The sequence below is a fragment of the Beduinella massiliensis genome (assembly GCF_900199405.1).
Lineage (GTDB): Bacteria > Bacillota > Clostridia > Christensenellales > Aristaeellaceae > Beduinella > Beduinella massiliensis.
This window is the reverse complement of sequence record NZ_LT963430.1, coordinates 406,179-432,209: the sequence shown is the minus strand read 5'-3', so window position 1 is coordinate 432,209 and position 26,031 is coordinate 406,179. Positions and strand designations below refer to the sequence as shown.

Genomic DNA, 26,031 nt, shown 5'->3' with positions numbered 1-26,031 from the left:
TTTTTTTGTCAACCAAAAGACGACAAAAATCCGGGGATTTCGCGCAAAATGAGCATCCGCCTGCACGAGATCCCCGGAAGGAACGACCAAGAGGCCCGCCCCTTGAGCGGGTCGCGGGGCAGCGCCCCACGCCCGTCCACTTTTCTTTATGACCTGCCCAGCACCCGCAGCGCTTCCTCGCAGGCGTGCTCGGCCGTGAAGCCGAACTGCTCGAACAGTACCTTCGCCGGAGCCGAAGCGCCGTAGTGATCCAGCCCGATCACCGCGCCGTCCATGCCGACGTACTTATACCAGGGCATCGAAACGCCCGCTTCCATCGCCACGCGCGCGCGCACGGCGGAGGGCAGCACGCGCTCCCTGTAGGCCGCGTCCTGCGCGTCGAACAGCTCCATGCAGGGCATCGACACCACGCGCGCGTCCACGCCCTTTGCGCGCAGCAGCTCGCGCGCGCCCATCACCTGCTCCACCTCGGAGCCGGAGGCCATCAAGATCACGTCCGGCGTCGCCTTCTCGCTGTCCGCGAGCACGTAGCCGCCCTTCAGGGCCGCCTTGCCGCTGCCCTCGTACTGCGGCAGGTTCTGGCGCGTGAGCACCAGGCAGGTCGGCAGGCCGTTTTGCAGCGCGACCTCCCAGCCCGCGGTAGTCTCCTTGCCGTCCGCAGGGCGGAAGACCAGCAGGTCCGGCACCGCGCGCAGGCCCGCCAGGTGCTCCACCGGCTCGTGCGTCGGGCCGTCCTCGCCCACGCCGATGGAATCGTGCGTGAGGATGTAGGTGACCGGAATCTTCATCAGCGCGCTCATGCGCATAGCGTTCTTCATGTAATCGCTGAACACGAAGAAGGTCGCCGCGTAGGCGCGAAGCCCGCCGTGCAGGGCGATGCCGTTGCAGATCGCGGCCATCGCGTGCTCGCGCACGCCGAAGTGGATGTTGCCGCCCGCGTAATTCTCCCTGGAGAAGTCGCCCGCGCCCTTGATGTCGCTCTTGTTGGAGGGCGCCAGGTCGGCGGAGCCGCCGAAGAAGTTGGGCACCATCTGGCTCAGCTTGTTGAGCGCCGTGCCGGAGGTCGCACGCGTCGCCGCCGGCCCCTCGTACCGCCACAGGTCCGCTTCCGCCTCGATGTCGACCGGCAGCTTGTCCGCGTGCCAGAGCGCCCATTCCTTCGCGAGCTCCGGATATTCCGCCGCGTAGCGGGCAAACAGCGCGTCCCATTCGGCTTCGTCCTGCGCGCCCTGGGCGATCTTTTCCGCCGCGTGCGCGTAGACCGCGTCCTCCACGGCGAAGCTCTCCTGCGGCATGCCGAGGAACGCCTTCGTCGCGGCGAGGTTTTCTTCGCCCAGCGGTTCGCCGTGCGCGCTCGCCTTGCCCGCCTTGGCCGGGCAGCCGTAGCCGATGACCGTCGGCACCACGATCAGCGAGGGGCGCGCGTCCTGCTTCGCCGCCTCGACCGCCGCGGCGATCTCGTCCGCGTCGTTTCCGTCCGAAACCTTCTGCACGTGCCAGCCGTAGGCGCTAAAGCGCGCGGGCACGTCCTCGCGCATGGCGATGTCCGTGTCGCCCTCGATGGAAATCTCGTTGTCGTCGTACAGCAGGATCAGCTTGCCAAGGCCCAGCGTGCCCGCCAGCGAAGCCGCCTCGGAGGAGATGCCCTCCATCATGCACCCGTCGCCGCAGACCGCGTAGGTATAGTGGTTCACGATCTCATAGCCCGGGCGGTTGAACTTCGCCGCCAGGTGCGCCTCGGCCATCGCGAAGCCGACGGCGTTCGCCACGCCCTGGCCCAGCGGGCCGGTCGTGGTTTCCACGCCCGCGGTATGGCGGTACTCGGGGTGGCCGGGGGTCTTGGAGCCCCACTGACGGAACTGCTTCAGGTCGTCCATCGTCAGGCCGTAGCCGTACAGGTGCAGCAGCGTGTAGAGCAGCGCCGAGGCGTGGCCGGAGGAGAGCACGAAGCGGTCGCGGTTCTGCCAGCTCGGGTTCTTGGGGTTATGGCGCATTTCCTTCTGCCACAGCGCGTAGGCCATGGGCGCCATGCCCATCGGCGCGCCCGGATGGCCGGATTTGGCCTTTTGCACGGTGTCCGCCGCCAGCACGCGGATGGTGTCGATGCAGCGCTTGTCCATCGGTGTCATTTCAAAACTCCCTTTCTCTTGTCCGTCTTCTCTGTCGCGTTTATGCCGTTATCGTCCGCCTGAGCGGCGAAAGGTCGAGCCCTTCGCAGTCCGAAAGCGCGTCCAGCAGCAGCCCCAGCATCCTTCGGGCGCCGCCCGGAACGTCCGACTCGCAGTTGACCGGCAGCACCGGATCGTGCACCGAAAGGCGCGCGAGCACCCAGCCGGCGTCCGTCTTCCCGTCCAGGTCGAACGACACGCGCACGCCCTCGTAATTGTCCGGCGCGAGGCGGCCGCCGTGCGCGGGCGCGTAGGCGGTAAACGCCTCGACCGCGCGCTGCCCCGCCGCGCGGAAGTCCGGCGCGGTGATGTCGATGCGCACCTCGCGGGCCTCCACGGGCTCCGAAAGCCCGGCGATGAAGTCCCCAATGTCGCCGCCCGCGGCCTTTTTCTGCATGGCTGCGACGATCAGCCGCGTCACCAAGTACATGCCGTCGTCCAGAAAATAGTTTTCGCGCAGCGCCGCGTGGCCGCTCGTCTCGATGGCGAGCGGGCAGTCCACGCCCGCCTCGTTCAGCCGCACCGCCTCGTCGATGACGTTGCGGTAGCCGCGCTTGAAGCGGTGATGCGCGCCGCCGCGCTCCCGGATGAACGCGGCGAGCCCGGAAGAGGTGACCGAATCCGTCACGACCGTGATGCCCGGGCGCTCCTTGAGCAGGATGGCCGAGATGAGCGCGATCAGGCGGTTGCGGTTAATTTCGCGCCCCGCGGAATCCACGATGGCCGCGCGGTCGCAGTCCGTGTCGAAGATGACGCCCAGATCCGCCCCGCTTTCCTTCACCGCGCGCGAGACGGCGTGCATCGCCGCTTCGTCCTCGGGGTTGGGAATGTGGTTCGGGAAGCGCCCGTCCGGCTCCAGGTACTGGCTGCCGCGCGTGTCCGCGCCCAGCTCCCGCAGCAGCCGCTCGTAAAACCCGCCCGCGCCGTTGCCCGCGTCCACCGCAACGTGCAGGCCGGAAAGGGGACGCTCCCCGCCGCCGAGCGCGCCGCGCACCCACGCCGCGAGCTGCCCCGCGTAGACGGAAAGGAAGTCGATCTCCCGCGCGTCTGCGGGGCCCTCCGGCACGTCCTCTGCGTCCCGCAGCATCGCCTCGATGTCCGCGCCCACGAGCCCGCCGCGCGCGGTGAAGAACTTGAGCCCGTTGCGGTACCAGGGGTGGTGGCTGGCGGTGATCATGACCGCGCCGTCGGCCATGAAGCCCTCCGTCACGGTCGTCATGAACATCGCGGGCGTCGTGCAAAGCCCGCAGGAGAGCACCTTCGCACCCGCCGCCGTCAGGCCCTGCGCGGCGGCCAGCGCGAGCGGCTCGCCCGTCACGCGCGAGTCGCGCCCGACCGCGACGACCGGATGTTCCTTCGCGCAGCCGCTGCTTCGCAGGAAGCGGATGAACGCCGCCCCCAGCGCGCGCGCCGCCGCCTCGGTCAGCACGGCGGGGTGCCCCTCGCGCGCCACCGCGTCGCCGCGCACGTCCGTACCGCTCTTCAGGGAAAGCCATTCCTCGTGCATGTCGTAACCTCCCGGTCTTATTTCAGTCCTGCTGCCTGCCCGGCACCATGGACTGCATCCTGCGCATGTAATGGTACAGCGGCGCAAGCGCGCGCAGGTCGCGACGGAGCCGCTCCACGATCTCGCCGGAGAAGATGAGCGAGAGGTCTTCCTCCGGATTCGTGGCCTGATGAAAGTAAAAGCCCTTCTTGTTGTAGATGGGTTTGAGCTGCTCGGGCAGCGCCTCCGGGACGGCGAGCTTTTTATAGTCCGGCCCCTCGAGCACGAAGCGGCCCGCGAAGTCCTCCGCGTTCAGGATCGCCAGCATTTCCTCCGGATGGCTCAGCATCCGCGCGCGCAGCACGTCCATCACGGGCTTGTTGGCGGCATACGCGCCGCATCCCCAGCTGCTCGACTCGGGATATGCGTCCCAGTACAGGCCGAAGATCTCGCTGCGCGGCTCGCCCGCGCAGCGCCAGCCGATCCATACGTGGTCGCGGTAGGGCGACTTGTCGCGCGAAAAGCGCGTGTCGCGCCGGAGCCGGGAACAGACGCCCGAGGGCCGCGTGTCCAGCTCCGGGTCGATCTCCTGAATCACCGGGGTGAGCGCCTCGCACAGCGCGTACAGCGGGCGCTTCACATAGCGCTCGTACTCCGCGCGATGCTCCTGAAAGTATGCCGTGCTGTTGTTAAAGCGGATCGACAGCAGAAATCCGATCATTTCCTGCGGAAACCCCTCAAACATGCCGCGCCTCCTTCCGTATGATAGGCCGCTCCGACGCCTGCGCGGCGGCAGCCCAAACATGCGCATTATACCATTTTTCGCGCGCCGCGTACAGGGGGGTGAGCCGCGCGTGCGCGCCCGTAAACACATTCATTGTATTGCAACCAGGCCTTTTGCGCAAGCAGACATCTTGCGGTCTTTTTTGTGCGACTTGTCCCCGCGCGCCCAAAACGCAAGCGCGCCGCAGTTTTGCTGCGGCGCGCTAAATGCGTTGTCCTCTTACTTTCTGCGGCGGCCGCGCTTCGCGTCCGGCTCCCCGTCCTCATACGGGTCTTCCTCGTACGGGCCGTCGTCCAGCCATTCGTCGTCCGTCTTTTTCGCCGGAATCGCCTTCGGCTCGCTGCGGGTCAGCCGGTAGCTGCCCGTGCCGCCCTGCATGAGCAGCTTGTCCTGCTCGCTGAGTTCGCCTTCCTTTTTGGCGCTCTCGCGGATGCGGCTGAGCAGCTCACGGTCGTAGAGCACGGTCTTGTCCATGTCCTCCGGCGGCGTTTCAGGCTGCTCCGCGCCTTCCTCTTCGTAATCGTCCTCGTAGTCGTCGATAAAGTCGTCCGCAGACTTCTTCTTTCCGAACAGACCGCCGAAGAGCCCCTTCTTTTCCTTCGCCGCGCCCTGCTTTCCGGCGCGCAGCGCCGTCCTTTCCCGTGCCGGACGCGCCGGCTCCTCGTCGTAGTCGTCCTCGTCTTCCTCCGCCCCGTCAGAGCCCGGTTCGTCCGCCGCAGATGCCTGCGCGTCATCGTCCGCTTCGGCTTCCGCCTCGCCGTCCTCCGGCTGCCGGCCGGTGGCGTCCTCAATGGGCCGGGTGCGTCCGCGCTGCGGCCTTTCCGAGCCTTCGTCCGCTTCCTCTTCCACGGACGCGTCAAGCGCCTGCGCCTCACGGGCGTCCTCGCCCCAGTCCTCGCGCTCCACGTCGCCGAGGTCCACGCGCTCGCGCTGCGGGCGCCTGCGCCGCTGCGCGCCGGGACGGCTGGTATATCTGCGGCTCCCGCCGCGTTCAAAGCCGTCCATCGCCGCGGCGTGCGTGCCGGAAGATTTGCGCCTGCCCGCGAGGATGAGCACCAGCACCGCCGCCAGCGCCACGACGAGCAGGCCCGCCACCACGTAGAGGATCGTCAAGCCGATGGAACCCGTCTTCTCAGGGGCGGCCGTCGGCTCCGGCTCGAGGGTCACGATCGGGGCGATGGTCGGCGGCGGGGTCACGGGCTCCGCCGTGGGCGCCACGTAGGCGATCATGAGCTCAGGCGAGCTGAACCGCTGCTCGACCGCCTCCTCCTGCCCCTCCACCTGCAATTTGTACACGGCGGTAAACTGGAATGTGCCTTCCATGCTGACCGTGAATTCGCGGACGATCTGCGCTTCCTCGCCCGCGGGCAGCGACTCGATGGTCGCCACCTTCGTCTTGCCCTGGTACAAGTCGATATTCGCTCCGTCCACGGTGCCGATGTTCCTGACCGTCACCGCGAAGGCGACCGTCGCGGGCTTGTCGCGGATGACCGTCTGCCCGGCCTGCGCCGTGACCTCTAGGTTCAGCGCCCGGTCCGTGTCCAGCGCGACGACGCTCACCTTGTTGGACGCGTTTTCAATCGTGCCGCCCGCGCTGCTGTCGCCCGTCACCGTGAACGAGTGGTCGGCGGATTCCTGCACGGTGAATTCCTTTTCGACCGTCTTTTCTTCGCCGGGCTTGATCTCCAGGCCCGATTCGATCACGCCCAGCACGCTGTCCGTGATCTGCATGCCGGTGTAGGTGATGTTGCCGGTATTCTTGAGCTTGAGCACCAGTTTCGCCTTGTCGCCGGGCATTACGCCCGTGACGTTCTCGCCCGTGAGCGTGAGATCCAGGCCGCCCGTCGCGACCTCCAGCGTCTTCTGGGCCATGTTGGCGATGGTGAGCACCTTGTCCGAGCCCTCGGCGCGGTAGGTGACCTTCGGCTTAAACGTCACCTTTTTCTTGCCCATCGTATAGGTATACTCGCGCGTCACCTTGTCGCCCGGCTCGATGCGGCTGACGTTGATCTTGTCGTTGGTCAGCTTCGTGTTGGTGATCTGCACGTTGGTCACCGCGACGTTGCCCGTGTTGGACAGCGTGTAGGTAAGCACGACCTCCTGCCCCGCCTGCGCGGGGTTGGGCGTCACGGAGTAGCTCGCCGTAAGCTTGGGCGTGGGCGCGTCCTGCTGAATGGCGACCGCGATGGTCTTGTTGACCTGAACGGGGTCCCCCTCGCCCGCCGAGAGCTCGTAGCGCAGCGCGAAGCGAAGCTTCCCCTCCTCCATCTGTTCCTTGGTGACGTTCCACGTGCCGTTCCAGCTCTGGGACTGTTTCGCTTTGAGCGTGACATCGGTGAAATCGCTGACGGCGTTTCCATCCGGATCGTACAGCGTCATGGGGCTTTGCATGTCCTCTTCCCCGCCGTTGTACACCTTGATGGTGACTTCCACCTCGCCCGGCTCCACCAGCGTCTTGGGCACGCACGCGGAAGACGTGGTGATGGGGTCGTAGTCCGCCGCCGACGCAGGCAGGGCCAGCAGCAGCGCCATTACGAGCGCCAGCACAAGCCCCCATCCAATAGACCTGCTTCTCATAGCAATGCAGGAACGCAAGCGCGCGTTCCCTCCTCCCTTCTGTTACGGCCAGGAATCTCAAAGACGCCGTTTGGCGACAAAAATCGATACGATTCCTAGTTTATTTCATTGTAGAACATGTGGGCCCCCCTGTCAAGGGAGGACAAAAAGGTCTGATTCCGATTCTCTATACAGACGCTTCGGCCCGCCCTTTTGTTGAAGAAAGTATGCTAAAAATATTTTCCTTTTATACAGGCACAGATGAAAAAAGACATCGGCCGTTCCGTTTGCCCGTCCGACCGCTTTCCCCGTTTCGTGCCGGAAAAAACTTGTGGCGCTGCGCGAAATCGCCCTGCTTTTTTCCGTCTTATAGGTAAAGGAGGGGAGGCGGATGGAGAGCGTCAAGGCACCTGACGAGGCCCGAGAAGCGAAACTTTGCCGAATGATGCGTGCCTACGGCGGCATGCTTGTGGGCCTTTGCACCGCTATGCTCGGCGACGCACAGCTTGCGCAGGATGTTACGCAGGAAACGTTCATCAAAGCTTATTATAAGATGGACGCTCTACGCGCCAAGAGCGACGGCAGTGAAAAGGCGTGGCTCGCGCGTATTGCTGTTAACCTTTGCCGGGATCAGCGGCGCGCAAAATGGTCCCGCTATGTGGACAGACACGTGACCCCGGAAATGCTTCCTGACGCGGCGAACGAGGTAAACGACGAAGACAAACGCCTCTTCGCGGCCGTCCAGTCGTTACCGGGGAAGTATCGCGAGGTCGTCCTGCTGCGCTACTATCAGGACTTGGACGTATCCGAAATAGCTGGGGCACTGGCGCTGAGCCCGTCCAGCGTGTACAGACGGCTCGAAAAGGCCCAACAGCGATTAAAGAAGACGTTGGAAAGGTGGGATTTGGATGAAGGATGAAGAGCTCAGACGTGCCTTGAAGGCCTGCCTTTCCGGGGCCGATTTCTCGCAGGCGGAACAGCAGGCGGTGCTGAAACAGATCAGAGGAGGAAAACAGATCATGAAAACAAAGATTACCCTGGCGTTCGCATGCGTCGTCGCGTTCTCTCTCGCGCTCGGTGGCTTCGCGCTGGCGGCAGGACTGGGCCTGTTCGGCCAGTTCGGCACGCAGGCGAAGGACAGCAGCGGGGAGCGGCTGCTGCGCCTCGACGAGGCGGCCAGCGACGTGGGCATCACACTGTCGGTTCGCGCGCCTGAAGCCGAAGATCCCCTCGCCGAGGCCGCCACAGATCGGGAAAAGCTCTTAGCCCGGCAGTACGGACGCTCGTTCAAGATGACCCTCGATCAGTCCTATTGCGACGGAAATCGTCTGTACTATACCTATACCTTGACGACTCCCGACTTAGGCGTAGGCTTCCAGGAAGAGCCGCCCACAGGCTTTGACGTGTGGGAAAGAGAGGAGCCTGGCGAGACCTATGCTGAGGCAGTCCCGTACTGCGACAACGACCAGCTGAAGCAGGTCGCCGACTGGATGGCCCGGCATGCGGTCGGCTTCGCCTGGTACGATTGGTTTTCGCTCGGAGACGGCGCGGATCTCGCAGACGGAACGGTGCTCACGATCGTGGATAGCGATTATGAGTGGGTGGACGGGCACACCCGACGCGGCTATCAGGAGGTCCTTCTGCCCGAGGGAGCCGCAGAAAATGAAAAGCTCGACCTCGTCTTTACCCTTCATTACGGCAGCGAAGCCGTTCTTCAGGATGAAAAGGGCGTGCATCGCGCGTATGTCTTGCAGCCCGAGAACCGCGGCATGTTGCAGCTTCCGCTGACGCTTGACGTGAACGGTCAAACCAACGCGCTTGCCGGCAGCGCCGCCTTTGACGCGTACAGCGCCAAAGCCTCGCTGAAAAAGTCAGACATAGATATCTCTGGCGAGGTCGAAATCACCGCGCCGCCGAGCTGGTACCAATCGTGGGTTGGCGATTACAATGCCGAAGACGACTACGTCTGCAATTATCTGCTCGTCGCGGACGGCGCAGCGCTGCCGAATCTGGACGGCGGCCTCCGGCGTTTCGGAAACGATACCTATGCGCTCAACGTGCGCTTTGACCTGCCCGAGTCCTTTGAGGATCTGAAGCTGCGCCCCGTGCGCGAACAAAGCGGCGAACGGCCGGACGAGGAGATTGTACTCCAATAATTTCTGCTGACGCGGGTGGGACTCCCCTTCTGTGTTCCTACCCTCTAGAGGAGGAGGCTTCGTGAAAAAAACGCTGTTTCTATTGCTCGTGTCTATCCAGTGTTTGACCATCGCCCTTGCTGGCGCGCAGAATTACGTCTCTCTGCCCGTCCTGCGCACGCAGGCCACGCAAGGCTGGCACCAAATCTATCAGGCAAACGGCCGCGAGGTCGTCGCTGATGCGGATGTCGCGCCCCTGCCCGAGGCAAAGACATGCCCGCTCGTGCAGGTGGAGGGTCTGGGCAGCGAAATAGACGACGCGCTGTTTGACGTCTACCGACAGATGCGCGGCAGCAGTATCTACAATCTACCCTGCGCCATCAACGTAGACGTGCTTGACGAGCACACCGTATATCCGAAGGGGAATCACCTGCGCGGCGACATCTGGCTGGATCAGGATGAGTTGTATCTGGATGGGGCAGTGCCGCCGCTCCCCCCAGAAAACGTCGATCTGAGTTACGCGGAGTTTCTCGAACGAATCGACGGCGACCTCAACCGTCTGACGGGCCTTTCCCTCGACACCTTTTCCATCCGTCAGGTTATCGTAACCGGCATGGCGTATGAAACCGACAAGAGAGACGGCGAGGCTCGCCGTGGAGCGCAGGCCAGCGTCATGGGCCAGTACACGTTGGAAGCGGTTCAGCATATCCGCGGGCTCCCCATCCTCGACTCGTTCGGAAAAAACGGTGCGGTTCCCGGCGGCCGTCTACTTTACGGCTACTGCAACCCGCAGTACTTCTACTTTCAGTTCGCCTGCTCCAAGGAGGTTCTGGTGCGCGAGGAGGATCTGCCGCTTCTTTCCTTTGATTCCTTTATTGAAAAGCTGGAATCGTTCATTAACGCGGGCAACTTGCGCGGCGTGGATGCGCTTGCCTTTGGCACCCTTGCCTGCTTCGAGGATGGAAAGTGGTACCTCTTCCCCGTCTGGCAGGTTACCGGCGGCTATACACAGAATCCGAACGACGAACAGGTCTTGCCTTATACGGGCAAGGACGGCGGCCTTGTCGTGCCCGAGGCGTACAACCGGCATTATTTCAATGCGCAGACCGGCGAATATATCGACGGTCTCTCCTACCGGCGCAGCGAACGTGCACTCCCCCTGCCTGAATACATCACCTGGCAGCGGTAGCGGACAGTACCCGCCTCCCGCTCCGAACAGGAGACCTCGTACTGCGCCTCTTCGTCTCGTCTGCTGCTCATCCTTTCTGCAAGGCTAAAAAGGCCGCCGCTCCCTCTGAGGAAACGGCGGCCTGTTCAACCGCTGAAATTTGCCAAATCCTACCGCGCCGCGCCGTCTTCCGATTCCATCGACTCGTTCGTGCTCTCCTGGGCAACGTAGCGGACCGGCGACGAAAATGCGGCGTCCCCCTGCACGTCGTAGGTTGTGGTCTCTCCCTCTCCTCTCACGTCGGAGACGGCCATCAGATGGTTGCCCGTCTCGGACGAGGCGTCCATGACCAGCGTCCTGCCCGCAGCGCCGTTTCCCGGCAGCAGCAGACACGCGCACAGCGCGACCGCGAGGGAAAGCGCGGGCAGCCAGGCGCCCCGGCGCGCGCCGCCTGCTCCCATCACGGCCGCCACGCGCCGCTTCACGCCCTCCTTGCCCGATAGAAAGTGCGCGGCGAGCGGAGCCGCGCTGCACGCGCCCTCACGGGCGGTGTGAATCAGCAGTTCGCTGTAGCGAAGCCTCCGCTCGGGCGTCGCGCCGCGCACCGCCGCCTCGTCGCAGGCGATCTCGCAGGCCACCCCCATGTCGTGCGCCGCCAGGCGCGCGGCGGGGTTGAACCAGTGCACCGCGCAGGCGGCCAGCGCGAGCGCCTTGCCCCAGACGTCTCTGCGCTGAAGGTGCGCGAGCTCGTGACGCAGCAGCAGACGGGTCTCCTGAAGGGACAGCCCCTCGTCCGGCAGCAGAATCACGGGCCGCCTGACGCCCAGCAGCATGGGCACGCGCACGGGCGGGCAGATGCGCAGCGCAGGCGCGTCCTTCACGCCCATGTCCGAGCAGGCAAAGGCGTAGGCCAGCCGCGTCCTTTCCGCCCGCGGGGGCTCGCTCCAGCGGCGAACCGTCCTGAGAAAGCGCGCGTGACGCCCCGCCGCCAGCAGGAGCGCCGAGGCCGCGCCCAAAAGCCAGACTGCGAAGAGCACCTCCATAAGGGGAAACGCTCGCGCCGCGCCTGCGGCGGAGGCCGCAGCCCTCTGCGCCGCAGGGCCGAGGGCCGGGCGCAGCGGCACCGCGAAGCCGAGGCACAGGAGGGTAAACAGGGCGCTGAGCGTCCGCGCGCGGTAGCGCGAAAGCAGCCATGGCAGCGCCGCGTGCAGCGCGAGCGTCAGGACCGTCATGCTCGCGGAGGAAACGGCGAGCATGCCAAGAAAACGCGTCATAGCCCCTCCTTCTGCTGCTTCGCCCAGGCGATGAGCTCGCTTACGTCCTCGTCGGTGATCTGTTTTCCGCCGTACAGGGTGTTCACCAGGTTCGTCAGCGAGCTTTCGTGGTACTGCTCGATAAAGCAGCCCGTCTCAAATCGCAGGTACTCCTCCTTGCCCACCAGCGGGACGTAGGTGCGCTCCTTGCCCTTCTTTTCCGTCTGCAAAAAGCCGTGCTCCACCAGCCTCCCAAGCAGCGTGATGACCGTCTGCACGCGCCACTGTTTGGCGCCCGAGAGCTGTTCCAGCACTCGGCCCGCGGAGACGGGCGGGTCAAGCGCCCACACCGCCTTCATCACGTCGAATTCCGCATCCGGCAGCCTGCGCATGCCGCATCGCCCCTTTTTTTCACATTTAAGACATCCGTCTGTTCCATATTGTGCGCCGGAAACGACGCTTTGTCAAGCGCTTCGCTTCACGCGGCGTCCAGACCCGCAAGCCGCCCCTGCTCGTCGTAGCGAACGCGCACCGTAAGCCCGCCCGGCTCCCGCGAGGTATAGGTGAACACGCCCCCGGGCCCCTCGTCTATGAACCTGCCGACGCGCTCCCCCTCGTAATACAGTGTGCCTTTGTTCCCGCTCTGCGCCTCGAAGCGCAGGCCGTAGTCCGCATAGCGCTCAAAGCGCTGCGAAAGCGTGATCCCGTCCGCTCCGCAGGCGCTGCCGTCCGCCACGCACGTCGCGGCGTCCGACTTCAGTCCGGCGTCCTCTACCGGTTCCGCCTCCGTACAGGCAACCCGTTCCCGGGGCTCCAGGAGCGCGCCGATGTCGCGCCGGGCAAATTCCTCCTCGCTGTACGGGGAAATCGCGGTCAGTTCCCCGAAGCCGTCCACGCTTCCGTCTTCATTTTGAAGGACGCTTCGCACCGTGTGTACGTCCACCGTACCCGCCGCATCGACGTATTCGTAGCGGACGGCAAAGATCCCTTCCTCCAGCTCATAACCGTCAAAGAAGTAACGGACGCGCGCTCCCTCGTAATACAGGCACCCTGCCTCGCTCGTGAGGCCAAACGGCGCGTATTGCGCGAGCAATGCGCGCTCCTCCGCCAGCGCGGCGGGCTTTGCCTGCGGCTCCGCAGCCAGCGCCGGAAAGCGCATCAGCAGCGCGGCGAGCGCGGCCGCCAGGATGTATCCCCGTTTCATTTCAGCACGCCTCCCCGCAGGTCGTAACGGTCGATAAACTTCACGATGCGCTCGAGAATCTCGTCGCTGCCGTCCGGATTTACCCACAGGTCCGGCTCAAAGCCGCGCCCTTCGATGTCCTCAAGGTCCGGAGGCAGGAAGAGCGTGTCGCCGCAGTACAACGCAAGACCGCTGTTTGGCAGGGATACGGTGCGGTTGTTGGCCACCGTGTACATGCCGCAGGTGCTCGTGCCCACGAAGATCACGTTCTCCATGCGGCTGAGCAGGTTTACGAACGTCTCTCCGGAGGAGGCCACGCCCTGGTCGATGAGCACGAAGACCAGGGTGTCGCTGGGGATGCGCTCCACGACCGGCTCGTATTCCACCGCCGACCATCCCTCCAGGACGCCCATCTGCAGGTGAAGCAGCGAACCCAACCCCGTCTGCAGGCATTCGCGCAGCGCTTCCCCGTCCCGCGGGTCGCAGCCCTCCACCAGCCCCATCAGGCGGACGAGGATGCTCGTCCGCGTGTCCAGGGTGCTCGAGAACACGTGATTCCACGGCTGATAGGACAGGCGCGTGAAGTTGCGCACCCAGTTCGAGGGATACTCATCGCTTCCGCCGCTGTTTCCGCGGATGTCCAGAATGAGCACGTCCTCGCGAGAGAGGGAGAGCGCGTCCTGCGTGAAGCGCGAAAGCTCCTCCTCTTCCTCGTCGCTCTCGGGGTACATGCTGCGGTTTTCCAGGACCGTCAGCCCGTCCCGCTCGTAACGGTTGTAGGCGGGCCAGCCCATGTACGAGCGATAGTTGAGCGAAAGCACCGCGTCCAGGGTTTGCGCTTCCGCGCCGCATTCGAGCGCGATGGGGACGGTCCGTTCCATCGCGATCTCCTCCGATTCGCCCGCGTTCATCCCCAGCGCGTAGCAGAACCCGCCGTCCGGATCGAGCGTGGGCCGCAGCATCGCCTCCGGCGCGCCGCCGTTTGCCGAGACGAGCCGCCAGGTGCGTCCGTCCAGCTCCGTCACGTAAGCGCCGCCCTCCTTTTGAAAGAACAGCTCGTCGTTTGAATAATAGATCGTCTCGGAGACGAAGGAGGCAAAATTGGTTTCCCCCAAAGAAAAGTGGCAATCGCGCATGACGGGCCGCAGGCGCGCCGTGATCAGCGCTTCAAAGTCCTCAGGCGAAAGGTCGCCGCCGCAGGCGTTGATGTCCGCTTCCACCTGCGCGCGCAGCGGAAGGAACGTTTCGTCGCCCCCCAGGTGCTGATAGCCCGCGTATCCGCAGCGCAGGTAATCGAAGAGGAACCCTGCGTCCGCAAGCGCCTCTTCAGGCGTCACCGTCCGCCTTGCCGCCGCGCCCACGAGGCCCGGTTCCTTTGACAGCATGCCCGCAATGCGCGCGTCCGCTTCGTCCGCCGCCTCCGGCGTCAGGTGCTCGCGTACAAGCGACAGCTTTTGTGCGTCCACAGGCGCAAAAAAGGGCGCGCGCGCCGCCTCGATGCGCGCGGCGAGCTCCGGCGGCAGTTCCGCCTGTACGCCCCCCGCGAAGACGCACAGCGCGAGCGTGAGGCAGGCGAAGAAAATCCAGCGTTTCATCAAAAAATCCTCCCACAATCATTTTAGACGTTTGTCTTTCAATATACTACATCCGTCTAAAATGATTGTCAAGAGGATTTTATACATTTGTCTAAATTAATATGCCTTTTTAGCCTTTCGTGTGCCTAAAAAGATTCGCTCCGATGTCCGCAGCCCGCCGCTTAGGCGCTCAGCTACTTTCCGGATCCGTTTTTCTCCAAGCAGGTTCTTGTTGCCGCACACTGTAAGAACTTAGTGCCAGCCCCAGCAAGACGAAGGGGATCGCAAAAAATACGCTGCGTGTCGGAACCGCGCCGTTGATAAGAAACGCAGTAAGCGGCGCTAAAATGGGCTTGATAAAAAAAGCAAAGGCTGCTGTCGAGGCCCCGCCGTTCTTTATCGCAGCAAAGTAAGCCAGGTAGCCTGCGCCCGTAACCGCCACGCCTAAAATCGTAATGCATATCGCAACCCGCGGAGTAATCGCAATTTGAGAAAACGACCGTGTACAGGACATTATGAGAAGCAGGACGACGCTCCCCAGCAGAAAGGATAGGGATATGCTGATAGCGCTGTTCACATGAACTAGATATTTTTTCGTAATGACGGTGTACAGGCTGAATAGACACGCTGCGAGCAAGGCCATGCCGATCGACTTTACGTTTTGCGGAGCCATGGGATACCCGCAAATAGCGATGCCGACTGCGCAAAGCACGATGGCTGCCGCCTGTAAAGGCCGAATCCGTTCATGCAAAAACAGTGCGGACAGGAGTATCGTAAACAGCGAATTTCCGGAAAAGACAATCGCAATGGTTGCCGGGGAATCCGCAGTTTGAACGGCAATCTGAAGGCAGGGCATACATAAAGCCACCATGATGATGCCCGTGATGCTAAGCAGTACCAAATCCTTTTTCTTTACCGATGCCGGATTTTTTCTCAGGGCTATAGCCGTGGACGGCAGAAGACAGATCGCCCCAATAAAGAAACGGATAACGGTTATCGAAAAAGCATCCACATCGTCCGCAATAATTTTGCTTATCGGTTCCAGCAAGGAAAACAGCACGCCCGTTATGGCCGCATACGCATATCCACGCTTCACCTTCAACCTTCTCCCCTTAGCTTTATCGCCCTGCGGCATGACAAAATTTTATGACAAGTGCTTTCTCATAAAGTTCAAAATCAATTCCATGATCTCTGGCTGATAAAATTCATCTACGCCATGCGCGCACCCTTCCAGCCGATAGAATTCGCAATATACCCCCTTTGCCTTTAGTTCCTTATAAAAACGCTCGCTCTGCGAAATCGGAACCTTTTCGTCCTCCGTACCATGCAGGATGAGAAACGGAACGGTATCTTCCTTCACGTATCGTATAGCGCTAAACCGATTCAGGCTCTTTGTGTCCGCCATGTCCGTTATTCCCGCCTTTTGAAGCTGTTCTATCCCCCGAATCAGATTAAGCTGCGCTGCAAATTCGTAGGAAGCGTTCAAATCCGTAATGCCGTAGATATCGATTGCCGCACTGACCCGCGTGCTCATGTCCAGATAATCCCCTATTTCGAATTCAGGGTTATCCGGCGTCACGGCCGCGAGGCTGGCCAGCATTCCGCCCGCAGACTCCCCCATGATAAATACGCGTTCAGGATCGATACAGTATTTTTCGGCGTGCGCGCGCAGATAACGAATAGCTGCTTTTACGTCGATCAGAGGCTTCGGCAGCGCGGCGTCGTTGATCGTTCGATATTCGACGCTGGCGACGATAAACCCGGCTTCCGCAATCGAAATCATTTGCGGCAGCCAAATATTGTGATCCACAACGCGCAGGCCTCCGCCGCAAAGCCAAAGAAGCAGCGGCAACGGCTTTGCATGCCGTTCCTTATGTTTTGGAACCAAAAGGCTCATTTTCAACGGCCTTTCGCTTTCTCCATACCATGCCGCCTCATTTTTATACGTAATATCACCTATCAGCGCAATCGCTTCCCGTTTTACCGTGATCTTCAAATCTTTTCTCATATTTGCCTCATCCTTTTACGGCTCCGGCCGTAAGGCCTTTTATAAAATATTTTTGCAGGCACACAAAAATAATAGTTATCGGGAGAGAAGCGATGACGATACCTGCAAATGCATAGCCATACTCGCTGACATATTCGCCAAAGAAAGAACTGATGCTCACCATCAAGGTCGGTGTACGAACACTGTTAAGCAGTGTTTTGCTAACAAGATAATCGTTCCATATCGTAATGCCCGACCGAATGCAACAGGTAGCCGTAACAGGAGCGAGTAGCGGAAGAAATACGATCCTGTAGATTTTAAACGTCGAACATCCGTCAATATAAGCGGCCTCTTCCAGATCGACCGGAATAGACTTCATGAAGCCCGTATACAGAAACGTGCAGAAAGGAACGTGCCACGCCGCGTGAATGAGCATGCTTCCCCAGACCGTATTATATGTTCCCAGCTTCGTCGACAGTCTGACCAGCATCAGCAGGCAGCTAATAAACGGCACGACCATCAGCGTTACCACATACTGATAGCTGACTCTAAAAAATTTTCCGTCGATGCGGGCCAGCGAAAATCCGGCTAACGAACTGATCAAAACAATGATCGCCAAGGCACCCGCGGTAATGAGCCCTGTGTTTCTTATCGCACTTCCGATATTCATGTTCTTCCAAACGTAGATGAAGTTCTGGACGCTCATTCGCTCAAAATTCACCGTAAAGGGATACATGACGATATCCTCACGGGTTTTAAACGCGCCAATAACAAAATAGTAAATCGGAATCCAGGCGATAATCGTCACGGCGAAAAAAAGCAGTTCCCCGGCTAGCGTAACAGCTTTCTTTTTCATTTCCATTAATAAATGTCCTCCCTTTTTTTCAATACGACCAACTGCAACAGGGAGAAAATTGTAATGACAACGATTAGAAGAACCGAAAGCGCTGATGCAATACCGTATTTATTGGTCTCAAACGAATAAAAATAGACCCGTTGCGTCAACAACCTTGTAGAGTATCCGGGCAATCCGTTTGAAACCGTGAAGGGCAGCTCATATGCCTTAAAAGCTGCTATGCTGGTCGTTATCACGTTGATCGTGATGGACGGCGCCATAATGGGCAATACCACCTTTACCTCCCGCTGCCATCTGTTTGCCCCATCGATGGAAGCAGCTTCTAGTATATCCGTCGGAATCCCCTGCAGCCCCGCAAGGAAGATAATCGCACACATGCCCAACTGGCTCCAGACGCTTGCGACGATAACCGCGAACATCGTAACGCCGTAGGTTTCAAGCCAATTCACCCTGGGCAGGCCGATCGCGTGGAGGATGTAATTCACAAGCCCGCTGTTGTAGTTATACATGATGTGCCAGATAATGCCGACGATTATCCCGCTCAACAGACACGGAAAAAACCAGAAAACTCTCATCAGCGTCCTATTAATCCGCAGCCTCCCCTGCTGGTCGAGCATCAGCGCCAGCAGATAGCCTAACACGACGACCATTGCGGTTACCCCTACCGCATAGATCAGTGTCGCCCCGGCCATCGTCCAAAACCCCTCTGTCGTAGGGAGCATTTTGTAATTATCCAAGCCGACAAACTTCGGCTTTCCGATGCCGTTCCAGTTATAGAAGCTGTAGCGAATTACGCTGAACAGCGGACAGAGTATAAAAACTGCCGTAACGAAAAAGAAAGGGACAAGAAATACTACGCCCGTAATGGTTCTGTTTCTTTGCCAGGCCGTGCTTTTTTTGCGCATTGCAGCTTTCACCTCCCTCATAATATACCTGTAGGCCGGTTTTCCGGCCTACAGGTGCGTCTCCCAGACATCTCAACGGGCGTAGCGGCTGAGAATAGAGGTCATCGCCGCGATCGCGTCCTCCACAGTGCTGTTGCCGGAATAAGCGTCGCGCAGCGCGGTCATCCCGCCGTCTTTAAATTCCGCGCCGTAGAGGTTATATCCCATGGCTACAGAATCGTACTTCGACACCTCCGGCACCAAATCGATAATGCCGTCCGGCAGGACGATCATATCCACTGGCATATCGTTCAGAACAGGAACCGTACCGCGCGCATTCTGGATAATCCTGAAATTTTCCGGCTTGAAAACCCAGTTGACGAACGTTTCAGCCGCGTTAGCGGTCGCTTGATCCTTCTGCTCTGTCAGCGCAAAGGCGACTTCGGTAGATGTGCTGATCCAGAGTTCCTTGCCCGGATTGTTGAACGGCGGAAAAATCGCTTTTCCTGCCCCATCGTGTCCGCAGTGCTTGTCGATCGCAGAAAGAGCGCCGGATGAAACCCAGTTACCGCCAAGCAGCATTGCCGCGCCTCCCTCCGCCATGATTGCGACAGCGTCGTCCTGCGTAGTTGAAGAGCTTCCCGTCATTAAATACGGAATGACCTTCTTCAGCTTTTCCATCGCCTCTGGATAGGCCGCAAAGTCGAACGTGCCGTCCTTCATGCCGTCTTCGTAAGCCTTCGCTTCCTCCTCAGACTTGAAGCAATTTGCCAGCATGAGTTCATAAAGCATATAGCAGATGGTGTGGTGGTCGCCGTTAATGAGCAACGGCGCGTAATTCGTTTTCTGTTTAATGTCTTCGCAGCATTGCAGAAATTCGTCGAAGTCATTGGGTACGTTCTCCCATCCGGCTTCTTTGAGCGCATCCATGTTGCAGTACATCGCGGAAAAGGACGCTCCCTGCGTAATGCCGGCCAGCACGTCCGCATAGGTAAAGGCATCCAGATATTTTTGCGGGACGTTCTTCGTGCACTCCATGCCCGTCATGTCCTTGATCAAACCACCCTCGATCATATCCAAATAGATGTCGGAAATGGTCAATTTGATGACGCCCGGCAAATCATTTGCAGCGATACGGGCAGAGATAAACTCCGTAATGTTCTGATCGCTTCCTACGGACTCAACGGTAATCCAAGGATACTGCGCTTCAAAAGACGCCTTCATGTCAAGCCAGGCATCGGCCCAATTCGTATCGACGATGCACACTTCCAAAGTCACCGGATCGTGCGTCTCGGCTATGCAGCCGCTGCATACCATTAACAATGCCAGGGCGGCGCCCAATAAAACTTCCCATTTTTTCCTCATTCTTTCTTCCTCCTCAACATTTTTGTCCATTAGCATACATTTTGTTTCGCCATATCGTTAAAAACATCCTATCATTTCCAAATAAAATTGTAAATAACCAAATAACATGCACTAACATTATGCTTGACAGTAACCTTCTTTCCACATATAATCCCAACATAAGCCGGTAAAGGTGGGATACGTGTGGAGCTGCTTCAGCTGCGTTATTTTTTGAGCGCCGCGAAAACACAAAACTTCACAACCACGGCAAAAATTTATCGTGTTCCTGTCTCGAACATTTCACAGACCATCAAAAAGCTTGAAAATGAGTTGGGAACACAGCTTTTTGACCGGCTCGGAAATCGGGTCTGCATCAACAAACAAGGCGCTGTTTTTTACGCCCATATATCTTCCGCTATTTCCGCAATTGACGAAGGGGTTGCTGCCGTTGCCAAATCGACCGCGCGTTCGCATGAGACGCTTTACCTTCTTGCGCTGTCCAATCGCGACATGGTTTCCACCTGTATAGCCTTATTTCACCACACCTGTCCAGACGTAGAAGTTATCTTTGAACATAATCTTCAGAAAGTGAATCTGGAATCCGCCGACCTGATTATCAGCGGGGAAGATCCCGTTTTTGACGGTTTTCCAAAGCTGCACCTTCTCGACGAGGACTTTAAAATAGCCATCTCCCGTCAGATGCTTACGACGGTACACGATGAAATTACCCCCGAGACACTGCGTAAAGCGAACTATATCACGTTGGCGAAGAGCAAAAGTTTTGAAAATGCGCTGCTTGCACTGGGAAAACACTATCATTTTACCCCCACCATTACATTTGTCTGTGAAGATCCCTTTTATGTGCTGAAATACGTTACCGACAATATGGGCATCGCTTATATTCCCTCTAAGACATGGAAACATCGCATGAGTCCTGACATCGCTTTGCTGGCTTTACCGGATTTTAAATTGGAGCGCCACACGTATTTATATCGCAATCCAGAGCGCGGCCCTTCTAACGCGGTGGAAAAGTTTATGGATATACTACAAGATATCTCGAGGAGCATGCAATAAGACCTACGGTTCCTGCAATGCCAAAAGAAGAAGGCGGTGTTGCAGATTAAAAAAATCTGCGGCACCGCCATTGGACTGTATCCCGATAAACGGACAATGAAATAAGAGACCTCCTGTTGTAGAATGTAAGAAGCAAACTACAACAGGAGGTTTATTGTATGAGGCAAAAATACACGAAGGTACAAGGCCTTGTTGAAACAATACGCGAGCGGAAAATCACGGGCGAAACGAATCGTGAAATCGGAGCCAGCCTTGGGCTAACGAAGAAACAGGCTGAGCAACTAGTCAATCGAGAAAACCGCAGAGAACGATTCATCGCACAGGGCGATGTACCTCGCCCTAAAGGCCGTCCGCGTAAAATGCCGGAGAACGGGGAAACCCAGCAGAATAATGAATTGGTAAAACTGCGTATGCAGGTGGAACTGCTGCAAAATTTTCTGTTAGAAGTTGGAAGGAGGTGAAATTGAAATATCGGGTTATAGAACGTTTTCGCAACATTTATCCTATCGTCACAATGTGTAAAGTATTTGAAGTTTGCCGAAGTGGGTATTATGCTTGGCGTAAAAAGCAAGAAAAGACGCCGAAAGATCAGTGGTTGGTCGATCTGATTGTGGAATGTCAACAGCAGTGCAACCAGACCTGCGGCATCCGCCGTGTTCGTCTCTGGATCCAGCGGAAGAAAAGAAAAAATGTAAATCTTAAAGCACTTCTGCGCGTCATGCGCAAGACCAATCTGCTTGCACAGATTCGGCGGCAAAGAAGATATACTCAACATCAGCAAAACGTGTACAAATACCCAAACCTATTGCAGCGTGCCTTTGAACAGCAACAGCCAAATCGTTTCTGGTCAACAGATATCACCTATATCCCCACACCACAGGGAATGCTGTATATGTGTGCGGTGATTGACCTTTGTGGTCGAATGGTGTTGGCCTATCGCATTGGTGGCGACATGGCCGCATCGCTGGTTACTCAGACGATCCGAGACGCTATGATAACAGAGAAGGTCACTGATGGACTCGCGCTCCACAGTGACCAGGGATCTCAATACACCTCCGAAGCATACTTCGACCTAAGCAAAGAATATCACTTTCAACCCTCTATGTCCAGTCCCGGATGTCCATACGACAATGCTGCTATGGAGAATTTCTTCGGAACGCTTAAATCGGAATGCCTTTATCGTGCCCATTATTCTACTCGCGCAGAGGTAGAGGAATTGGTTGCACAATATGCCCACTTCTACAACTTCGAACGCATTAACCTGAAATACGGCCTTACTCCCTATGAAATCAGGTGCAACGCCGCGTTAGGTTGCGTAATTCTACAATATCCTTTTATTTCCCTGTCCGTTCAACCGGATACAGTCCACCTTCCCCGTTACATCTCTTCTCCTGCGCAAAGGGATTTAAATCCCTCCATCCAGGCGCGTGCAATCAACTCGTGCCCCATGGCGGAAGGGTGCACGCCGTCTATCAGCCAGTATGCGGGATCCATGCCCCAAACCGCTTGGTCGAAACGGCGCTGCAGCGGCACAAAGCAGGCGCCGTGCACCGCGGCCACTTCGCGCGCGGCTTCAGCGCGCAGGGCGACCTCCCGCTGAAAGGTCGTAAGGCGGTCCGGCGCCTCCTCCGTGTCCATGGTGGCGGTGCCCGGCAACACGAAGGGCTCCAGAATCAACAGGCGAATACCCGGCAGCGCCTCCCGCACCTCGCACAGAAGCATGTCGTAGACCCTGCGAAACTTTGCAGCGTTCACGCCGTTTTGCCGGCTCACCTCGTGCCAAACATCGTTGACGCCGATGAGGATGCTAAGGTAATCCGGCTTTAAATTGATGATGTCCATCTTTATCCGCGCATACAGATCCACTACCCGGTTACCGCTGACGCCGCGGTTGAGAAATTCGTACCGTCCCGGTGCGTCGTAGCCCAGCCGCGCCTTCACCAGCGTGGGATAGCCGTGGCCTGCGTAATGATCGTTGTCGCGATTGCGGCTCACATCGGTAATGGAATCTCCCTGAAAGAGAATCAAGGGTTTCACGATAACAGCCTCCTTGTTTTAACAGCGTGCGGGCGGCTGCGGCCTTATCGCCGCGGCCGCCCGCGAAATGGTTACTGATTCTTTTCCTGATACAGGCGGGCATAGTCCGCGGCGATGTCCTCCCCGCCTTGCCGCTTCCACTGCTCCATGCGGTTGTTGTATTCGTCCTTGTCGATCTCGCCCATGATGTACAGCGTCGCGGCGTCGCTCAGCAGGGTGTCCAGGTCGCTGCCGATATCGTTGTACAGCTCGGAGATCAGCCCCAGCGTCGGGTCAGCGACGGCGTAAGGCGCGTTCTCCTGAATAATCTCCAGGTTACGCTGATCGCCGTAATCGTATTCTACGGGCATGGTGCGCAGGATGGGCCAGCGCACGGCCAGCGGAATGGAGTAGGGGCTGTTGATCTTTTCCTGCCAATAGGTGTTGTTCTCGGGAATCATGTGGGCCACGCCGTCTACCACTTCGTAGTTGATTCCTTCTACCCCCAGAGCCAGCAGATTGCACATCTCCTCGTCCGCAAGACGATCAAAGATGTTGATGACCCTGTCCAGGGTTTCCTTGTCCGGGATGGCCTTCTTGCTGAACAGCAGCACGCCGTTGTTGCCGCGGCCGGCCGAGGTATAGATTTCACCTTCCGCATTCGCGAACAGGTTGCTGGCGTGAAGTACCGCGTTCGGATCGGTGATGCGGTCCTGAAAGGCGGTGATGCCCGTGCTCACGTCATAATAGCTGCCTGCCTTGCCGTTTACAAAGTCGCCCTCGTAATCCGCGCGCTCGCGGATGGCGAACTCGGGATGAATGGCGCCCTCCGCGTAGAGCATGCGGCAGATGTCCAGCGCCTCGCCGTACGCTTCGGTCAGCTGCATCTTGATCATTTTCCCGTCCTCGTACAGCCAGTTATTGGGCGCGCCCAGGTGCAGGGCGACCTGGTTGAGGAAGGTCAGACCGCTGGTCACGACGCCGTAGGTGTCGTCTATGCCGTTGCCGTCCGGGTCGTCCTTGGTAAAGGCGAGCCACATGTTCACCAGGTCGTCAACGGTTTTGGGGTCGTCGAGCCCCAGATTCTCCAGCCAGTCGTAGCGGTAGGTCAGCGCGTCTCGCGAAAGGCCTCGCTCCAGGGGCAGGCCGTAAAGGCGGCCTTCGATCGCGTAATTGCTCAGCGCCAAAGGGTTGATGTCCTTAAAGTTGTCCAGGCTGCTGATATAATCCGTCACATCCCAGAATTCACCGGCCTCCATGGCGTTGATCAGGTAGCTCTTGCTAAGTTGGCTGCCGCCGACGTTGACTACCATCGGCAGGTCACCGCCCGCGATCAGCGTGGGCATCATCTCGTGCAGCACGGAGCCGGAATAAGCGTTGATCTTCATGTCCACGCCGGTGTAGTCCTCGATGATTTTCTCAATCTCGTTGCCGTCCGGCGGGAATTCGACCACACCGCAGCCCAGGTACATGGTAACCGTCAGAGGTTCTTCCGCCGCAGCGGCGCAGGCGCCAAGAAGCAGGCAGGCCGCCAGGGCGATCGCAAGAAATCGGCGGATTTTGGGGGCAGTTGTTTTCATGGGTACTCCTCCTTGATAAATTTACACAATGCACGGGACGCGCTGCCCGCGCAGATGTTCAGCCCTTAACGGCTCCCACCATGATGCCCTTTGCAAAATGCTTTTGCAGGAAGGGGTACAGACAGACGATGGGGAGCGTCGCAACGATGATGACCGCCATTTTGATGCCCTGAGAGAGCAGCGCGACCTCGCTTTCAACCGTGCCCTCGTCGCCGATGCTGGAGGACACGTAGACGATCTGGCGCAGCAGCACCTGAATGGGCCACTTGGCGTTGTTGGGGATGTACAGCAGCGCCGACATGTAGGTGTTCCACAATCCCACCGCGTAGAACAGGCCGAAGGTGGCGAGGGAAGCGGTGGAAAGGGGCAGGATAATCCGAAACAGCAGCACGACCTCGTGGCAGCCGTCGATCCGGGCGCTCTCCTTTAAATCCGGTGGAATGTTCTGGTAGAAGTTCTTCATAACGATCAGGTTGAAAGGGCTGATCAGGCCCGGGATTACCAGCGACCACAGAGAGTTCATCAGCCCCGTGCCCTTCACCACAAAGTAGGTGGGGATCATGCCGCCGCTGAACAGCATGGTGAAGATCACCAGGTTCAGGATCAGCTTGCGTCCGGGTATCATCTCGGAAAGGGCATAGGCCATCAGGCTGGTGCACAGAAGCTTGAGCAGGGTGCCCACGACGGTGATGTAGGCGGTGTTACCCAGGCTACGCATCAGGGTGCTGGTGGAAAAGATGTACCTGTAGCTGTCCAGCGTGAATTCGTCAATCAAAAAACCAGGGTTTTTAGAAAAGGACGAGGCAATGACGTACCAGAAGGGCACGACACAAAGCAGGGTGAACAGCCCGACGACGCCGTAGATGAAGGCGTCGCCAGGGGTAAAGCGCTTCCGGGCGTGTTTCACTGTGAGCTGCATGGTGCGCCTCCTTCTCAATAGATGGTCTCATCGGTGACCTTTTTGCTCAGCCAGTTGGCGGTGACGACCAGAATCAGTCCTACGACGGACTTGAACAGGCCGACGGCGGCCGTAAAGCTGTACTTGCCGTCTACCACGCCGCGCTGATATACGTAGGAGTCAAAAACCTCCGCAACGGAGCGGTTCATGGCGTTGCTCAGCAGCAGCGTCTTTTCAAGGCCCACATCCAGCAAATCCCCCATGCGCAGCACCAGCGTCACCATGATGATGGGCAGGATCGACGGAATGGTAATATACCACATCTGCTTCCAGCGGCCCGCGCCCTCCAGCATGGCGGCCTCGTACATCTGCACGTCCACATTGGACAGGGCGGCCAGATAGATGATCGTACCCCAGCCGGTGCCCTGCCACACGCCCAGCCCTACGAAGAGCGGCCGGTAGGCGGAGGCGTTCATCAGGATGTTGACCGGCGGCAGGCCCATGAGGCCGAGCAGCTTTGCGAGCACCCCGGACTCCACCGAGAACATCTGATAAGCGATGGAACAGACCACCACGGCGGAAAGGAAGTGCGGCAGGTACATCAACGTCTGTGTCACCCGCTTGTAGGTCTTGTGGCGGATCTCGTTGAGGAACAGTGCCAGGATCACCGGCGCGGGAAAGGAAAACACGAGGCTCAGCAGGGAAAGGATCAGCGTGTTGCTGAACAGCAGCTCGAAGGAGCCGTATTGAAAGAACTGTTTAAAGTGCTTGAGCCCCACCCAAGGGCTTTGCAAAAAACCCAGGCTGGGAGAATAATCTTGAAAGGCCATGGCGAGCCCAAACATGGGAATGTACTTGTAGATGATGAAATAAAGCAGGCCCGGCAGCATCAGTGCGTAAAACCAGCGGGCTTTAAACATTCGTTTGCCCAGGCTGTGCGCGGGTTGGGTCTTCACCGATGGACGCACCATGTGGTATCCCTCCTTAAAGGAAGATCTTTTCCCCTTTTTCCTAGTTCGCATTGCAAATATATCATCAAATCAGCCATGCCGAAAGAGAAAAATCCGCAGAAAATGGGCGTTTTT

22 protein-coding genes and 1 pseudogene are annotated in these 26,031 nt (G+C 58.8%); 6 read left to right on the top strand and 17 right to left on the bottom strand.

Annotated features, from left to right (window positions below; translation table 11 throughout):
• Nucleotides 1-146 precede the first annotated feature (146 nt).
• The 4 genes from tkt to C1725_RS02735 form a co-directional block, all read right to left on the bottom strand.
• On the bottom strand, nucleotides 147-2,129 hold the full coding sequence (tkt, locus tag C1725_RS02750) for a transketolase (protein WP_102410159.1): 1,983 nt from the start codon (nucleotides 2,127-2,129) through the stop codon (nucleotides 147-149).
• 40 nt (nucleotides 2,130-2,169) lie between these two features.
• Nucleotides 2,170-3,675, bottom strand: coding sequence for a phosphohexomutase domain-containing protein (locus tag C1725_RS02745; RefSeq protein ID WP_102410158.1), 1,506 nt, complete (start codon nucleotides 3,673-3,675; stop codon nucleotides 2,170-2,172).
• A gap of 22 nt (nucleotides 3,676-3,697) precedes the next feature.
• Nucleotides 3,698-4,399 carry a DUF2461 domain-containing protein gene (locus tag C1725_RS02740; RefSeq protein WP_346026277.1) on the bottom strand — a complete coding sequence of 234 codons (702 nt, stop codon included), beginning with the start codon at nucleotides 4,397-4,399 and terminating at the stop codon, nucleotides 3,698-3,700.
• A 258-nt stretch (nucleotides 4,400-4,657) separates the two neighbouring features.
• Nucleotides 4,658-6,985 (bottom strand): DUF7507 domain-containing protein, encoded by a 2,328-nt coding sequence (locus C1725_RS02735; protein WP_102410156.1) that lies wholly within the window; start codon nucleotides 6,983-6,985, stop codon nucleotides 4,658-4,660.
• A 400-nt stretch (nucleotides 6,986-7,385) separates the two neighbouring features.
• Between C1725_RS02735 and C1725_RS02730 the strand changes: the two genes are divergently transcribed.
• From C1725_RS02730 to C1725_RS02720, 3 genes are all read left to right on the top strand, one after another.
• Entirely contained in the window at nucleotides 7,386-7,913 is a 528-nt protein-coding gene (locus C1725_RS02730) for a sigma-70 family RNA polymerase sigma factor (protein WP_102410155.1), read from the top strand.
• A 100-nt stretch (nucleotides 7,914-8,013) separates the two neighbouring features.
• Nucleotides 8,014-9,150: a DUF4179 domain-containing protein gene (locus C1725_RS02725; RefSeq protein WP_146009113.1), complete on the top strand. Its 1,137-nt coding sequence runs from the start codon at nucleotides 8,014-8,016 to the stop codon at nucleotides 9,148-9,150.
• A 61-nt stretch (nucleotides 9,151-9,211) separates the two neighbouring features.
• Nucleotides 9,212-10,318 carry a hypothetical protein gene (locus C1725_RS02720; protein WP_102410153.1) on the top strand — a complete coding sequence of 369 codons (1,107 nt, stop codon included), beginning with the start codon at nucleotides 9,212-9,214 and terminating at the stop codon, nucleotides 10,316-10,318.
• A gap of 149 nt (nucleotides 10,319-10,467) precedes the next feature.
• On the opposite strand, the gene C1725_RS02715 is transcribed toward C1725_RS02720, so the two are convergent.
• From C1725_RS02715 to C1725_RS02675, 9 genes are all read right to left on the bottom strand, one after another.
• Complete coding sequence (locus tag C1725_RS02715; protein ID WP_102410152.1) at nucleotides 10,468-11,571, bottom strand: M56 family metallopeptidase; 1,104 nt, start codon at nucleotides 11,569-11,571, stop codon at nucleotides 10,468-10,470.
• A complete protein-coding gene (locus tag C1725_RS02710) occupies nucleotides 11,568-11,942 on the bottom strand; it encodes a BlaI/MecI/CopY family transcriptional regulator (RefSeq protein ID WP_102410151.1) in 375 nt (124 codons plus the stop codon). The genes C1725_RS02715 and C1725_RS02710 overlap by 4 nt, the downstream gene beginning before the upstream one ends.
• 86 nt (nucleotides 11,943-12,028) lie before the next feature.
• The gene (locus C1725_RS02705) at nucleotides 12,029-12,754 is read right to left on the bottom strand and encodes a hypothetical protein (protein ID WP_102410150.1); all 726 of its coding nucleotides are present in this window, start codon (nucleotides 12,752-12,754) and stop codon (nucleotides 12,029-12,031) included.
• A complete protein-coding gene (locus C1725_RS02700) occupies nucleotides 12,751-14,328 on the bottom strand; it encodes a S41 family peptidase (RefSeq protein WP_102410149.1) in 1,578 nt (525 codons plus the stop codon). Before C1725_RS02700 ends, C1725_RS02705 begins: the two co-directional genes overlap by 4 nt.
• Nucleotides 14,329-14,497: 169 nt before the next feature.
• Nucleotides 14,498-15,403, bottom strand: coding sequence for a DMT family transporter (locus C1725_RS02695; protein ID WP_346026865.1), 906 nt, complete (start codon nucleotides 15,401-15,403; stop codon nucleotides 14,498-14,500).
• A 48-nt stretch (nucleotides 15,404-15,451) separates the two neighbouring features.
• Nucleotides 15,452-16,315: a prolyl oligopeptidase family serine peptidase gene (locus C1725_RS02690; RefSeq protein ID WP_102410147.1), complete on the bottom strand. Its 864-nt coding sequence runs from the start codon at nucleotides 16,313-16,315 to the stop codon at nucleotides 15,452-15,454.
• A gap of 7 nt (nucleotides 16,316-16,322) precedes the next feature.
• Nucleotides 16,323-17,156, bottom strand: coding sequence for an ABC transporter permease subunit (locus tag C1725_RS02685; protein ID WP_102410146.1), 834 nt, complete (start codon nucleotides 17,154-17,156; stop codon nucleotides 16,323-16,325).
• Nucleotides 17,156-18,055: a carbohydrate ABC transporter permease gene (locus C1725_RS02680; protein WP_346026276.1), complete on the bottom strand. Its 900-nt coding sequence runs from the start codon at nucleotides 18,053-18,055 to the stop codon at nucleotides 17,156-17,158. Before C1725_RS02680 ends, C1725_RS02685 begins: the two co-directional genes overlap by 1 nt.
• A 72-nt stretch (nucleotides 18,056-18,127) precedes the next feature.
• Entirely contained in the window at nucleotides 18,128-19,399 is a 1,272-nt protein-coding gene (locus C1725_RS02675) for an ABC transporter substrate-binding protein (RefSeq protein ID WP_346026275.1), read from the bottom strand.
• Nucleotides 19,400-19,582: 183 nt separating this feature from the next.
• On the opposite strand from C1725_RS02675, the gene C1725_RS02670 reads away from it, so the two are divergent.
• The 3 genes and pseudogenes from C1725_RS02670 to C1725_RS19595 all read left to right on the top strand — a co-directional run.
• The gene (locus C1725_RS02670) at nucleotides 19,583-20,452 is read left to right on the top strand and encodes a LysR substrate-binding domain-containing protein (protein WP_102410143.1); all 870 of its coding nucleotides are present in this window, start codon (nucleotides 19,583-19,585) and stop codon (nucleotides 20,450-20,452) included.
• A gap of 158 nt (nucleotides 20,453-20,610) precedes the next feature.
• Nucleotides 20,611-20,913, top strand: coding sequence for a hypothetical protein (locus tag C1725_RS02665; protein ID WP_102410142.1), 303 nt, complete (start codon nucleotides 20,611-20,613; stop codon nucleotides 20,911-20,913).
• Between the two features lie 53 nt (nucleotides 20,914-20,966).
• A pseudogene (locus C1725_RS19595) lies at nucleotides 20,967-21,734 on the top strand (IS3 family transposase); the annotation flags it as partial.
• 95 nt (nucleotides 21,735-21,829) lie between these two features.
• On the opposite strand, the gene C1725_RS02655 reads toward C1725_RS19595, so the two are convergent.
• From C1725_RS02655 to C1725_RS02640, 4 genes are all read right to left on the bottom strand, one after another.
• Nucleotides 21,830-22,489, bottom strand: a complete 660-nt coding sequence (locus tag C1725_RS02655; protein ID WP_346026274.1) for an SGNH/GDSL hydrolase family protein — start codon at nucleotides 22,487-22,489, stop codon at nucleotides 21,830-21,832.
• Between the two features lie 71 nt (nucleotides 22,490-22,560).
• Entirely contained in the window at nucleotides 22,561-24,048 is a 1,488-nt protein-coding gene (locus C1725_RS02650) for an extracellular solute-binding protein (protein WP_102410139.1), read from the bottom strand.
• A gap of 58 nt (nucleotides 24,049-24,106) precedes the next feature.
• The gene (locus tag C1725_RS02645) at nucleotides 24,107-24,967 is read right to left on the bottom strand and encodes an ABC transporter permease subunit (protein WP_102410138.1); all 861 of its coding nucleotides are present in this window, start codon (nucleotides 24,965-24,967) and stop codon (nucleotides 24,107-24,109) included.
• A gap of 14 nt (nucleotides 24,968-24,981) precedes the next feature.
• Nucleotides 24,982-25,917, bottom strand: a complete 936-nt coding sequence (locus tag C1725_RS02640; RefSeq protein ID WP_102410137.1) for an ABC transporter permease subunit — start codon at nucleotides 25,915-25,917, stop codon at nucleotides 24,982-24,984.
• Nucleotides 25,918-26,031 lie beyond the last annotated feature (114 nt).

Coding starts and splice junctions, on each gene's coding strand:
- C1725_RS02715 (WP_102410152.1), bottom strand. CDS start 11,571: ATGACGCGTTTTCTTGGCATGCTCGCCGTTTCCTCCGCGAGCATGACG.
- C1725_RS02705 (WP_102410150.1), bottom strand. CDS start 12,754: ATGAAACGGGGATACATCCTGGCGGCCGCGCTCGCCGCGCTGCTGATG.
- C1725_RS02650 (WP_102410139.1), bottom strand. CDS start 24,048: ATGAAAACAACTGCCCCCAAAATCCGCCGATTTCTTGCGATCGCCCTG.
- C1725_RS02680 (WP_346026276.1), bottom strand. CDS start 18,055: ATGCGCAAAAAAAGCACGGCCTGGCAAAGAAACAGAACCATTACGGGC.
- C1725_RS02745 (WP_102410158.1), bottom strand. CDS start 3,675: ATGCACGAGGAATGGCTTTCCCTGAAGAGCGGTACGGACGTGCGCGGC.
- C1725_RS02725 (WP_146009113.1), top strand. CDS start 8,014: ATGAAAACAAAGATTACCCTGGCGTTCGCATGCGTCGTCGCGTTCTCT.
- C1725_RS02665 (WP_102410142.1), top strand. CDS start 20,611: ATGAGGCAAAAATACACGAAGGTACAAGGCCTTGTTGAAACAATACGC.
- C1725_RS02700 (WP_102410149.1), bottom strand. CDS start 14,328: ATGAAACGCTGGATTTTCTTCGCCTGCCTCACGCTCGCGCTGTGCGTC.
- C1725_RS02710 (WP_102410151.1), bottom strand. CDS start 11,942: ATGCGCAGGCTGCCGGATGCGGAATTCGACGTGATGAAGGCGGTGTGG.
- C1725_RS02740 (WP_346026277.1), bottom strand. CDS start 4,399: ATGTTTGAGGGGTTTCCGCAGGAAATGATCGGATTTCTGCTGTCGATC.
- tkt (WP_102410159.1), bottom strand. CDS start 2,129: ATGACACCGATGGACAAGCGCTGCATCGACACCATCCGCGTGCTGGCG.
- C1725_RS02685 (WP_102410146.1), bottom strand. CDS start 17,156: ATGGAAATGAAAAAGAAAGCTGTTACGCTAGCCGGGGAACTGCTTTTT.
- C1725_RS02645 (WP_102410138.1), bottom strand. CDS start 24,967: ATGCAGCTCACAGTGAAACACGCCCGGAAGCGCTTTACCCCTGGCGAC.
- C1725_RS02675 (WP_346026275.1), bottom strand. CDS start 19,399: ATGAGGAAAAAATGGGAAGTTTTATTGGGCGCCGCCCTGGCATTGTTA.
- C1725_RS02730 (WP_102410155.1), top strand. CDS start 7,386: ATGGAGAGCGTCAAGGCACCTGACGAGGCCCGAGAAGCGAAACTTTGC.
- C1725_RS02690 (WP_102410147.1), bottom strand. CDS start 16,315: ATGAGAAAAGATTTGAAGATCACGGTAAAACGGGAAGCGATTGCGCTG.
- C1725_RS02640 (WP_102410137.1), bottom strand. CDS start 25,917: ATGGTGCGTCCATCGGTGAAGACCCAACCCGCGCACAGCCTGGGCAAA.